The following is an 11,687-nucleotide window of genomic DNA, read 5'->3' as shown; positions in this document are numbered from 1 at the left end:
GTGGTTGTGAGCCCAGCCCGTCTCAGGCCCTGGGCGGCCCCGGGCGCCCGCGTCCGGGGCCATTAGGCTGAGCCGTATGACGGAGACCGTGTCGCAGGCCCTGCAGGATCGGGCGCTCATCGAGGAGGCCACGAAGAAGTCCGGCCTCATCTGGGTGCGGGGGACGACGGGCCCCGCCCGGGCGCTGTGGCACGTCTGGCACGACGGCGCGGTCTGCCTCGTCGGTGACGGCAGCGGTGAGCAGCCGCTGGCCGACCTCGGACTGACCGACGGCGGCCCGGCGACGGTCACCGTACGCAGCAAGGACAAGGGCGGCCGGCTGGTCGCCTGGCAGGCCAGGGTCGTCGAGGCGGCGCCGGAGAGCGAGGCCTGGCGGTCCGCCGTCGAGGAGCTGAAGGGCAAGCGGCTCAACGCCCCGGACGCGGACACCCTCACCGAACGCTGGGCGCGCGAGTGCCGGGTACTGCGACTGGAGCCGGCCGGCGCGGAGGCCGTACAGCGGCCCGGCCGGATGCCCGAGGAGTCACACGCCGCGCCGCCGTTGGCGAGCCCCGCGATCACCCGCCGCCCGATCCCGGCGGCGCTGCCGAAGCTGCTGCGCCGCGGCCGCAAGGGCTGACCGGACGTTCCCGGGCCGCGGCCCGGGCCCGGCGGCTCAGTGCGCGCCGGAGATCCGCGACCCGTAGTCGACGACCTGGTCCTTCGCCGGGGCCCGGAGGTCCACGCGCCGGTCCCAGTCGCCGAGCCGGACCACGCCCGCGCCGCCCGCGCGCTGCAGCCGCAGCGGGTACGGCGTGCCCTCCAGCGAGACGTCCAGGATGCCGCCGGCGCCGGCCCCGGCGGCCAGCCGGACGGTGCGGACACCGCCGACGCTGGAACGGTCCTTGGCCGTCAGCTTGCCGCGCAGCCCGAGCAGGCTGACGAGCAGGGTGTCCTTGTCGGTGAAGCCGCTGAATTTCCGGTAGACCGGGTCGGAGGCGGGCACCTTGACGTATTTGCCGCCGAGTTTCTGCGCCGCACCGGACGCGCCGCTCTTCTCGCCCGCCCAGAAGGCCGCGTCCGCCTTCAGATAGAGCGCGCTGCCGACCCGCAGCAGCTGGAAGGCGGCTGCCTTGGTGGTCAGTTCGCCCTTGGCGCCGTTCTCGGCCAGGCTCATGTCGAGCTTGTACGTGCGGCCCTTGCTGACGAGGTTGCCGGTGAGGTGGACCGTGCCGGCGCGCTCGGCGGCGGCCTGCGCCTTGGCCTGGATCTTCGTCGGGGGCAGCTTCGCCACGCCGTTGGTGCCGGCGTCCGGGTCCTCGTCCGCGCCGCAGCCGGCCAGCCCCGCGGCCAGTACCGCGCAGACCGCCCCCGCGAGCGCGGCGCGCCCCGTACGGCGGGCTCCGGGCAGGCGTCGGGGGCGGGCCCCCGGGGGGATTGCGCTCACGTGGGCTCTGCCTCCTGATGCGGGTGACCTCGACAGCAGTACGGCAGCGTACCTGGGACGTACGGGCGCGTCGGGGGGATACCTGGCGGTCACCCTACGGCGTCCTCCACCGGGGCGGCGCGGCCCGGGGCGCGTTAGCCTGAACCCGAATTGATGCCTCGTTTCCGGCAAAAAACGGGAGAGAAAGGGCGGCGCTCTGCATGGCAGTGGTGACTCCCCGGGTCTTCGTCTCCCACCTCTCCGGCAGCGCCGTCTTCGACCCCAACGGCGACCCGGTCGGCCGGCTGCGGGACCTCGTCGCGCTGCTGCGGGTCGGCGCCCGCCCGCCGCGGCTGCTCGGGCTGGTCGTCGAGGTGATCAGCCGGCGCCGGATCTTCGTGCCGATGACCCGGGTGACCGGTATCGAGTCCGGGCAGATCGTGATCACCGGCGTGATCAACATGCGGCGGTTCGAGCAGCGGTCGTCGGAGACGCTGGTGCTCGGCGAGCTGCTGGACCGGCGGGTGCGGCTGGTGGAGACCGACGAGGAGGCCACCGTCCTCGACATCGGCATCACCCGGCTGCCGGCCCGCCGCGACTGGGAGATCGACAAGGTCTTCGTCCGCAAGGGCAAGGGCAGGGGCGGGGCGCTGCGCCGCAAGGGCGAGACGCTGACCGTCGAGTGGTCGGCGGTGACCGGCTTCTCGCTGGAGGAGCACGGCCAGGGCGCGGAGAGCCTGCTGGCCACCTTCGAGCAGCTGCGGCCGGCGGACCTGGCCGGCGTGCTGCACCACCTGTCCGCCAAACGGCGCGGTGAGGTCGCCGCGGCGCTGGACGACGCCCGGCTCGCCGACGTCCTGGAGGAGTTGCCGGAGGACGACCAGCTGGAGATCATCGGCAAGCTGAAGGACGAACGGGTCGCCGACGTCCTGGAGGCGATGGACCCCGACGACGCCGCCGATCTGCTCTCCGAGCTGCCGGACGAGGACAAGGAGCGGCTGCTGGCCCTGATGCGGCCGGAGGAGGCCGCCGACGTGCGGCGGCTGATGTCCTACGAGGAGCGCACCGCGGGCGGGCTGATGACCACCGAGCCGATCGTGCTGCGCCCGGACGCCACGGTCGCCGACGCGCTGGCCCGGGTCCGCGACCCGGACCTCTCCCCGGCGCTCGCCGCCCAGGTGTACGTGTGCCGGCCGCCCGACGAGACCCCGACCGGCAAGTACCTGGGGCTGGTGCACTTCCAACGACTGCTGCGCGACCCGCCGTTCACCCTCGTCAGCTCGATCGTCGACACCGATCTGCCGCCCCTGCCGCCGGACACCCCGCTGCCGGTGGTGACCGGCTTCCTGGCGGCGTACAACATGGTCGCCGCGCCGGTCGTGGACGAGAGCGGCGCCCTCCTCGGCGCGGTGACCGTCGACGACGTACTGGACCATCTGCTGCCGGACGACTGGCGGGAGTCCGAGCTGTACGCCGGCGGTGCGGCCGGGCTGACCGGTGCCGGGAGCCGGGCGGAGGCACCGGATGGGCGCTGAGGAGCGGGAGGGCGCGCGGGAACGCGCCCGGGCGAACGGCGCCTCGGCGGTGCGGCGCGGCGCCGCCGACCGGCCCCGGGTGCGGCTGGACGTGCCGCGCACCCCGCGCCGGACGTTCCTGCCGGAGTACGACCCGGAGGCGTTCGGGCGGCTGTCGGAGAAGATCGCCCGGTTCCTGGGCACCGGGCGCTTCATCGTCTGGATGACCGTCGCCATCATCCTGTGGATCACCTGGAACGTGACCGCGCCGGACCATCTGCGGTTCGACGGGTACCCGTTCATCTTCCTGACCCTGGCGCTGTCGCTGCAGGCCTCGTACGCGGCGCCGCTGATCCTGCTGGCGCAGAACCGCCAGGCCGACCGGGACCGGGTCACCCACGAGCAGGACCGCCAGCGCAACGAGCGGTCGATCGCCGACACGGAGTACCTGACCCGGGAGATCGCGGCGCTCCGGCTGGGCCTCGGCGAGGTCGCCACCCGCGACTGGATCCGCTCCGAACTGCAGGACTTGCTACGGGATCTGGAGGCGGTGCCGGAGGTCCGCCGCGGAGAGTGACGAACGCGACCGCCGGCGACCTTTCCGGAGGCCGCCTCATGCGCCGTACCATCGGGTCATGGCTCACGAAACTGCCCCCAGCACCCCGAGCGAGGACGCGATCCGCGCCGCGCTCGCGACGGTGAACGACCCCGAGATCCACCGCCCCATCACCGAACTGGGGATGGTCAAATCGGTGGACATCGCGGCGGACGGCGCGGTGGCGGTCGTGGTCTACCTCACCGTCTCCGGCTGCCCGATGCGCGAGACCATCACCCGCAACGTGAGCGACGCGGTCGCCGGGGTCGAGGGCGTCACCGACGTCCGGGTGGACCTGGAAGTGATGAGCGACGAGCAGCGCAAGGAGCTGGCGGCGTCGCTGCGCGGCGGCACGGCCGAGCGCGAGGTCCCGTTCGCCCAGCCCGGCTCGCTGACCCGGGTCTACGCGGTCGCCTCCGGCAAGGGCGGGGTCGGCAAGTCGTCGGTGACGGTGAACCTCGCCGCGGCGATGGCGGCCGACGGCCTGAAGGTCGGTGTCGTGGACGCCGACATCTACGGCCACTCCGTGCCCCGCATGCTGGGCGCCGACGGCCGGCCCACCCAGGTCGAGAACATGATCATGCCTCCGTCGGCCAACGGCGTGAAGGTCATCTCGATCGGCATGTTCACGCCCGGCAACGCGCCGGTCGTCTGGCGCGGCCCGATGCTGCACCGCGCCCTCCAGCAGTTCCTCGCCGATGTGTACTGGGGCGACCTGGACGTGCTGCTCCTGGACCTCCCGCCCGGCACCGGTGACATCGCGATCTCCGTCGCCCAGCTCGTCCCGAACGCCGAGATCCTGGTCGTGACCACCCCGCAGCAGGCGGCGGCCGAGGTCGCCGAGCGCGCCGGCTCGATCGCCGTCCAGACCCACCAGAAGATCGTCGGCGTGGTCGAGAACATGTCCGGGCTGCCCTGCCCGCACTGCGACGAGATGGTCGACGTCTTCGGCACCGGCGGCGGCGAGCGGGTCGCCGAGGGCCTGACGAAGACCACCGGTACGCAGGTTCCGGTGCTCGGCGCCATCCCGATCGACGTCCGCCTCCGCGAGGGCGGCGACGAGGGCAAGCCGGTCGTGCTGACCGACCCGGACTCCCCCGCCGGCGCGGCCATCCGCGCGATCGCCGGCAAGCTCGGCGGCCGCCAGCGCGGCCTGGCCGGCATGTCGCTGGGGATCACCCCGCGCAACAAGTTCTGAGAGTGGTGCCCCCGGGCTCGTAGCGGAGCCCCGGGGGCTCATTGGCGCCACTTGACGCGAACCAGGGGGCGGGCCACCGGGCCCGCCCCCTTCCGCATCCACGGGCGCCCACAGCTGCCACACGCGCCCGGTCCGAGGGCGGCGTCCGTCCGGACGCCCGACCCGGTCGCCCGTGCCGGCCGTCAGCGCCGCTCAGCCCGCATACGTGCTGAGGTCCTTGACGACGGAAAAGCCAAGGCCCGAGGCGTGCGGCCGGCGACCCGGTCGCCCGTGCGGCCGTCAGCGCCGCTCAGCCTTCGTAGGCGCTGAGGTCCTTGACGACGGAGAATCCAAGGCCGTAGGCGCTCATCCCCCGCCCGTAGGCGCCCAGGTGTACGGTCTCCGGGCCGTCGCCCGCGGAGCCGGCGAGGACCCAGCCGTACTCGGACTCGCGGTAGGCGAAGGAGGTCGGGACTCCGTCGACCGGCAGCAGCAGCTCGGTCCAGGCCCCGCCCCCGAGGTCGTCGGCCAGTTCCCAGGCCAGCATCGTCTGCTGGTCCAGCCAGGCCTGGCGCAGCGTGCGGTCCATCTGGGTCGGCCAGGTGTGGTTGAGCAGGCCGGATCCGGCGAGCCAGGCGGCGGTGGAGACCGAGGTGGCCTCCAGCACTCCGGTGCCGTCGGCACTGCGCCGTACGGGGCGGCTGGCGACCGTCACCACCACCGCGAACCGCTCGTCCTGCGGGGACTCCACCTTGATGGTGGGCTGCTCGCCGTGCCCGGTCGCGCCGTGCTCGACGGTGCCGTCCGCGGCCGCGCCGACCTGCATCAGCCAGCGCGGACCGGTGAACGCCTCGTCAAGGCCGTACCACGGGAACGCGGCCAGCAGATAGCCGTCGGCCTTCCGGCCGACCGTGGCGGGCGCCTCTTGTTCCGCTGTCCGACTCGTCGTCTCCATCTGAGCGGAGCCTCCTTGTTGCCCTGCGTCGTGGGCGGCCCGCCCCCCTCAGGCGACCAAACCCCGGACACCCGGAGCATAGCCATAGGGGTCAATACAGCCCGGGCATACCGGAGTGTGTCAGGTGGCGTCGGCGTCGAACGGCGGACGCTCGTCCGGCTGCGGCTCCGCGGGCTTCTTGACCAGGTCCGGACCCCCGGCGGAGGCCGGTGATTCCTTGGTGAGGGAGAGCCCTGAGCCGTTCGGGTGCGCGGCCGCGGAGCCGCTCTCGCGGCTGTGCACGGCGTCGGTGACCTCGGCCATCTCCGTGCGGAAATCGAAGCCGTTACGGATCTCCTGGAGGTCCTTGAAGCCGTACTCGTCCTTCTCCATGACGTGCTTGCGGACGAAGTTCTTGGGCTTGAGGTCCTCGAACTCGAAGTCCTTGAAGTCCGGGCCGAGCTCGTTGCGGATGTCCTGCTTGGCGCTGTCGGAGAACTCCCGGATCTTGCGGATGACGCCCATCACGTCCTGAATGACCTTGGGGAGCTTGTCCGGACCGAAGATGAGCACCGCCAGGACGACGAGCGCTACCAGCTCCAGGGGTCCTATGTCGAAGAACACCTTCAGCTCCTTGGGTCATCCGCGGCCTTCGTCGGCCTATGGGCCAGGCCGCCTCTCACCGTACCTGGCCCCGCACGTCGGACGGGAGTCGACCGTGCCAACACCGTGCAAACGATCAGCCTGTCGTGGAGGAACCCAGCCTGAGCCGGACGGACCGCTCCTTGCCGTCCCTTTGGAGGGTCAGCGCCAGGGTGTCGCCCGGCCGGTGGCTGCGGATCTTGACGATCAGTTCCTCACCGCTGTGCACCGGGGCACCGTCCACCTTGGTGATCACGTCACCGGGCCGGATGCCCGCCTTGGCCCCCGGACCGTTCGGGATGACCGGCTGCCGGCCGTTCTTGCTGTGCGCACTGACCCGCGCCCCGTCGCCGGCGTACTCCATCTCCAGGGTGACGCCGATGACCGGATGGGTCGCCCGACCGGTGTTGATCAGCTCTTCGGCGACCCGTTTGGCCTGGTTGATCGGTATGGCGAAGCCCAGTCCTATGCTGCCGCCCTGCCCGCCGCCGTCCGGTCCGGCGCTGCTGTCGGCCGCGCGGATGGCGCTGTTGATGCCGATCACCCGGGCCCGGGCGTCCACCAGCGGGCCGCCGGAGTTGCCGGGGTTGATGGGGGCGTCGGTCTGCAGCGCGTCGACGTACGAGATGTCGCTGCCGTCGCCCTTCTTGCCGCCCGCGGTGATCGGGCGCTGCTTGGCGCTGATGATCCCGGCGGTGACCGTGTTGGCCAGGTCGAACGGTGCGCCGATGGCCACGACCGGGTCGCCGACCTGCACCGAGTCGGAGTTGCCGAGCGGCAGCGGCCGCAGCCCGGTGACGCCTTCGACCTGCACCACCGCGAGGTCGTAGCCGCCGTCCTGCCCGACGACCTTGGCCTTGGCGGTCTGCCCGCCGCTGAACGTGACCGAGATCTCGCCGCCGGTCCCGGCCGGTTCGACGACGTGGTTGTTGGTGAGGATGTGGCCCTCGCGGTCGAGGACGAAGCCGGTGCCGGTGCCCTGTTCGGCGTTGCCGCGGACGTGGATCGTGACGACGCCGGGCAGCGCGGCCCGGGCGATCCCGGCGACGCTGTCCGGCTTGCGGCCCCCGGAGTCCCCGGCGGCCTGCGGCAGCTTGATGTCGTTGATCCCGCCGTAGCACTCGACGTACGCGCCGATCCCGCCGCCGACACCGCCCGCGAGCAGCGCCAGCGCCACCGCACCGGCGACCAGCACCCCGCGCGGGGTCCGCCGGGCGACGGGCGGCGGCAGGGGTCCGCCCTGCAGCGGCGCGCGCCACGGGTCGTACTGCTGCCAGACACCGCGCGGGGCACCGGGGTGGTCGTGCGCGGGGACGGCCTGCCCCTGCGGCCGGGCGGCGCCGTCCGGCTGCGCGGGCACGCCGGATTCGGCGGCCGGGCCGGTGGCCGGGCCGGCAGGCGGAGGGGGCTGGGCGGGCCCGGGCCCGTCCGGTGCGGCGGGGTACGGCTGGTCGCCGCGTGCGGCTCCCGGCGGTGCGGCGGGGTACGGCTGCTCGCCGGGGCCGGCTGCGGGTGGCGGGGAGTGCTGCGCGCCGGGGTAGCCCGCACCGCCACCGGGCGCGGCCTGGGCGGCCGGGGCGCCGTACGGGGGCATCGGGCCGGCGGACGGCGGGAGCACCGTGCCGTGCGCAGGGGTGGTCACCGGCCGCTGCACGGGCGGCGCGGGCGCCCAGGGCCCGGGACCGCCGTACGGCGGGGTCCCGTACGGGTCCTCGGCGTGCAACGGCCGGCGCTGCGGCGGCGCACCGGGCGTCTCGGCGGAGGCGGACGCCATGGCGGGGGCGGGGGCGGGGGGCGCCGCACCGGCCTGCGGTGCCTGGGTGGACCCCGGTGTCTGGGTGGACCCCGGTCCCTGGGTGGGCTGCAAGGTCTGAGTGGGCTCGGCCGGCCCGGCGGTCTCGGGGGCCGCGGCCGGAGGGACCTGACCGAGCGTCACGGTGGCGGTAAGGGACGGCGCTTCACCGGGCGGTACGGGCGCGGCGTTCTCGACGGGCGCGGTGGCCTCGGCGGGCGCGGTGACCTCGGCGGACACATCGGACCCAGCGTCGGTACGGTCCGGGCCCGCCTGCCCCGTCGCCGCCGGGGCTACCGGAGCCGCCGGAGCCACCGAGGCCAACTCCCGAGCACCGTAGGGACGTTGAGCCACCGGCTCCGCGGAAGCCGCACCCGCACCCGCGGCCGGCGTGTCCGCCCCCGCCGCCCGCGCCTCCGCACCCGCGGCCGGCGTGTCCGCCCCCGCCGCCCGCGCCTCCGCACCCGCGGCCGGCGTCTCCGCGCGGACGGTCGTTGCCTCCGCGCCCGGGTTCCGCTCCGGCGGCCGTACGATCCAGTCCTCCGGCTCCTGCACCGCGGTCTCGCCGGAAGTGTCGGGCATTCCGGGCACACCGGGCGACTCCCCGGTACCCGACGGCTCCGTCGGGCGCTCCACAGGCGGCATCGCCGGCGGACCGGTCTCGGCGGACCGCTCCGGGCTCGGCGGGGTTCCCGGGCGGCTCCACCACTTCAGCTTCGGCCCGGCGGCCTTACCGTCGTCCATGCTCTCCCCTACTTCGCCCACGACCCCGCGGGCCACCACCACCTCGCGGCACGCGCCCGGTCAGGGGTGCGCCGCCCCAGGGGGATTCAACCAGTTCCCCCGGGGCCGTGCAGCGGGCGGTCAGCGGCGGTCGGCGGCGGGGCCGTTCGCGACGGAACCGTGCAGCGGGTGCATCGGCTCCAACGGGGGAAGCGCTGGCGGATTCTTGCGCACCGGGCCGCCGCCGGCCGCGGCGGTCAGGGGCGAGAGGCGGTACGCAGGGGCCGGGCCGGTCGCGGCGATCAGCGGCGACAGGCCGAAGTGGCCGGCGTGCTGGTCCGGCGGCAAGGACACCGACGGGGAGGCGGGCGTGCCGCCGGCACCGTCCAGGCTCATCGCGCTGGGCGCCGGGGCCAGGGTCGGGGCACCGGACGGCGGCCAGGTGGCCGGCCGGGACCGGGCGCTGGGGACGAACTCCGCGCCGCGCAGCATCGCGGAGCCGTCCGCCGCGGGGCTGCCGGTGAGCGGGGTGACGGCCGTACCGCCGCCGTCGGTCCGTCCGCCGGTCGCGTCGACGGCCGCCTCCAACGGGAGGGCACCGCCGAGCGCGAACGCCGCGAGGGAGACCGCGCCGGCCGCCGCGAAGGCGAACCGGCGGCGCTGTCCGGGCCGCCCGTCCTCCTGGACGCGGAAGCCGCGCGCCCGGGACTGCGGGGCGAGGGCGGCCATGGCATGACGGGAGTGGTCGTCCGCGGGGACATAGCGGAACGCGCCGCCGCCGCGGGCGAATTCACCGCGTCCGAGCGCGCCGTTGCCCAGCCGGCTGCCGGGACCGTCGGGGTCGCCGCCGGGCAGCTGTACGAGCCGGGCCAGCAGTCCCTCGGAGGGACCGGGCGGCGCCGCCTCGGCGAACACGCTTTTCAGCCGACGCTGGGCGTCGGCCTCCGCCTTGCACTTCGGGCAGGTCGCAAGATGCGCGAGCACCCGCTCGCGCGCGTCATGCCCCAACTCGCCGTCGACCAGGGCCGCGAGGCGGTCGCCGAGATGCTGCTCGGCGGGGGACGGACCGCCACTGAGGCTCACGCGATCCCGACCTCCCCCGTGGGCACCACGGCCAGCGCCCGCCGCTGCTCGCGCTGCGCCTCGCCGCGCAGCGCGGGGGCGCGGTGCTTGAGGGCCTTGCGCAGGTGCGAGCGGCCGCGGTGGATCCGGCTGCGGACCGTGCCGAGCTTGACCCCGAGGGTCGCGGCGATCTCCTCGTAGGACAGCCCCTCGATGTCGCACAGCACGACGGCGGCGCGGAACTCGGGCGCGAGGGTGTCCAGCGCCTGCTGCACGTCGGCGTCGAAGTGGGTGTCGTCGAAGTGCTCCTGCGGCGCGGGCTCCTTGCTGGGGAGCTTCTCGGCCGCGTCGTCACCGAGCGCGTCGAAGCGGATACGCTGCCGGCGCCGGACCATGTCCAGGAAGAGGTTGGTCGTGATGCGGTGCAGCCAGCCCTCGAAGGTGCCGGGGGTGTACGTCGACAGCGAGCGGAAGACGCGGACGAACACCTCCTGGGTGAGGTCCTCGGCGTCGTGCTGATTGCCGGAGAGGCGGTAGGCGAGGCGGTAGACCCGTGCGCTGTGCGTGCTGACGATCTCCTCCCAGCTGGGCGGGGTCCACGCCTCCGCATCCGCGTCTGCGGCGAAGGTCGCGGTGCGTGCGGAGTCAGTGCGGAAACGGTCAGCGGTGTTTGTCACGGATTTCGGCTCGGCGAACGACCTCTTGAAGCGCCTCAGCACTCCTCGGTCACCCGTCGTGGCCGCACCTCCCCTGGTGGCTCTGGTGGTGTCCAGTAGGGCCCCTACCATATCCACCTCGCCCGTTAGCTCCGGATAAGCAGATTTGACCTGCATTTGGTCCAGCTTCTGGCCTTGATTCGTGTCTCGCGCGGTCTTCACCACTGCGTCCCCCCATCTTCCTCCTCCTCTTCTTTAACGCCCGGTCCCATCTGCGGGTTCCCGCACGCAGCGGATACAGTCACGGTTGCGTCAACTACGGGGACAGGAGAGGGCCATTACCGGCAACCGGCAGACGAGCTTGGCATTCGCCGAGGCGTACGGCGCCGGGACCATCGACGGCACCACCGAGGCCGCCCTGCGCTGGTCCCGTGACCGCGCACGCGAGGCCGGCATCCGCACGGTGACCACCGGCACCGGCGCGGCACTGCGGCTGCTCGCCGCCACCGTCGACGCCAAGGCCGTCGCCGAGATCGGCACCGGCACGGGCGTGTCGGGCATCTACCTCCTGCACGGCATGCGGCCGGACGGCGTGCTGACCACCGTGGACTGCGAGCCCGAGCGGCAGACCTTCGCCAAGCAGGCGTTCCGCGCCGCGGGTTTCGCCGGCAACCGCGCCCGCTTCATCCCCGGCCGCGCGCTGGACGTCCTGCCGCGGCTGGCGGACGGCGGGTACGACCTCGTCTTCTGCGACGGCGATCTGATGGAGTGCCTGGAATACCTCGCTGAATCGTTGCGGCTGCTGCGCCCCGGCGGTCTGGTGTGCTTCGAGGGCGTCTTCGCCGACGGCCGGACGGTGGACTCGGCGGTGCAGCCCGCGGAGGTGCTGCGGCTGCGCGAGCTGCTGCGGGCGGTGCGGGAGAGCACCACGCTGGTGCCGTCCCTGCTGCCGGTCGGCGACGGCCTGCTCTGCGCGGTCAAGCGCGGCTGATCACCCGAACCGCGGAACCACTGCCTACGATCCCCGCGCAGCGGAACCCCCCTGACCTGCGCCCCCCGGACAGCGGAACCCCTGGCCTGCGCTCCCCCGGCATGCGAACGGCCCCGGGCGGGCGGCCCGGGCCAAGACGGCGCGCCCCCCCCCGGGCGGGGCGGCCGCGGGGGTCAGACGGACATAAAGACAAAAG

At 73.9% G+C, this 11,687-nt stretch carries 10 protein-coding genes and 1 pseudogene; 5 read left to right on the top strand and 6 right to left on the bottom strand.

The window, feature by feature from the left end:
- Positions 1-76: 76 nt before the first annotated feature.
- The gene (locus ACFV1J_RS27455) at positions 77-619 is read left to right on the top strand and encodes a hypothetical protein (RefSeq protein ID WP_385862365.1); all 543 of its coding nucleotides are present in this window, start codon (positions 77-79) and stop codon (positions 617-619) included.
- Positions 620-655: 36 nt separating this feature from the next.
- On the opposite strand, the gene ACFV1J_RS27450 is transcribed toward ACFV1J_RS27455, so the two are convergent.
- Complete coding sequence (locus tag ACFV1J_RS27450) at positions 656-1,426, bottom strand: hypothetical protein (protein WP_385862363.1); 771 nt, start codon at positions 1,424-1,426, stop codon at positions 656-658.
- Between the two features lie 200 nt (positions 1,427-1,626).
- Here ACFV1J_RS27450 and ACFV1J_RS27445 point away from each other — a divergent pair, with 200 nt between their 5' ends.
- The 3 genes and pseudogenes from ACFV1J_RS27445 (at position 1,627) to ACFV1J_RS27435 (ending at position 4,712) form a co-directional block, all read left to right on the top strand.
- The gene (locus tag ACFV1J_RS27445) at positions 1,627-2,940 is read left to right on the top strand and encodes a magnesium transporter MgtE N-terminal domain-containing protein (RefSeq protein ID WP_385862362.1); all 1,314 of its coding nucleotides are present in this window, start codon (positions 1,627-1,629) and stop codon (positions 2,938-2,940) included.
- Positions 2,930-3,509: pseudogene (locus tag ACFV1J_RS27440) on the top strand (DUF1003 domain-containing protein); the annotation flags it as partial. The gene ACFV1J_RS27445 and the pseudogene ACFV1J_RS27440, both read left to right, overlap by 11 nt.
- A gap of 45 nt (positions 3,510-3,554) precedes the next feature.
- Positions 3,555-4,712, top strand: coding sequence for an Mrp/NBP35 family ATP-binding protein (locus tag ACFV1J_RS27435; protein ID WP_385862489.1), 1,158 nt, complete (start codon positions 3,555-3,557; stop codon positions 4,710-4,712).
- Between the two features lie 289 nt (positions 4,713-5,001).
- On the opposite strand, the gene ACFV1J_RS27430 is transcribed toward ACFV1J_RS27435, so the two are convergent.
- The 5 genes from ACFV1J_RS27430 to sigE all read right to left on the bottom strand — a co-directional run bounded on the left by ACFV1J_RS27430 (position 5,002) and on the right by sigE (position 10,632).
- Positions 5,002-5,646, bottom strand: coding sequence for a hypothetical protein (locus tag ACFV1J_RS27430; RefSeq protein WP_385862360.1), 645 nt, complete (start codon positions 5,644-5,646; stop codon positions 5,002-5,004).
- Positions 5,647-5,766: 120 nt separating this feature from the next.
- Positions 5,767-6,249: a sec-independent translocase gene (locus ACFV1J_RS27425; RefSeq protein ID WP_385862358.1), complete on the bottom strand. Its 483-nt coding sequence runs from the start codon at positions 6,247-6,249 to the stop codon at positions 5,767-5,769.
- 115 nt (positions 6,250-6,364) lie between these two features.
- A complete protein-coding gene (locus tag ACFV1J_RS27420; RefSeq protein ID WP_385862357.1) occupies positions 6,365-8,641 on the bottom strand; it encodes a trypsin-like peptidase domain-containing protein in 2,277 nt (758 codons plus the stop codon).
- Positions 8,642-8,923: 282 nt separating this feature from the next.
- Positions 8,924-9,865, bottom strand: a complete 942-nt coding sequence (locus ACFV1J_RS27415) for a zf-HC2 domain-containing protein (protein ID WP_385862354.1) — start codon at positions 9,863-9,865, stop codon at positions 8,924-8,926.
- Positions 9,862-10,632 carry an RNA polymerase sigma factor SigE gene (gene sigE / locus ACFV1J_RS27410; protein WP_385862352.1) on the bottom strand — a complete coding sequence of 257 codons (771 nt, stop codon included), beginning with the start codon at positions 10,630-10,632 and terminating at the stop codon, positions 9,862-9,864. Before sigE ends, ACFV1J_RS27415 begins: the two co-directional genes overlap by 4 nt.
- Positions 10,633-10,807: 175 nt before the next feature.
- Here sigE and ACFV1J_RS27405 point away from each other — a divergent pair, with 175 nt between their 5' ends.
- The gene (locus ACFV1J_RS27405; protein ID WP_261955847.1) at positions 10,808-11,491 is read left to right on the top strand and encodes an O-methyltransferase; all 684 of its coding nucleotides are present in this window, start codon (positions 10,808-10,810) and stop codon (positions 11,489-11,491) included.
- Positions 11,492-11,687: the final 196 nt, after the last annotated feature.

Source organism: Streptomyces sp. NPDC059649 (assembly GCF_042734445.1).
Classification (GTDB): domain Bacteria; phylum Actinomycetota; class Actinomycetes; order Streptomycetales; family Streptomycetaceae; genus Streptomyces.
The sequence above is the reverse complement of the archived record's forward strand: the minus strand, read 5'-3'. Positions and strand labels throughout refer to the sequence as shown.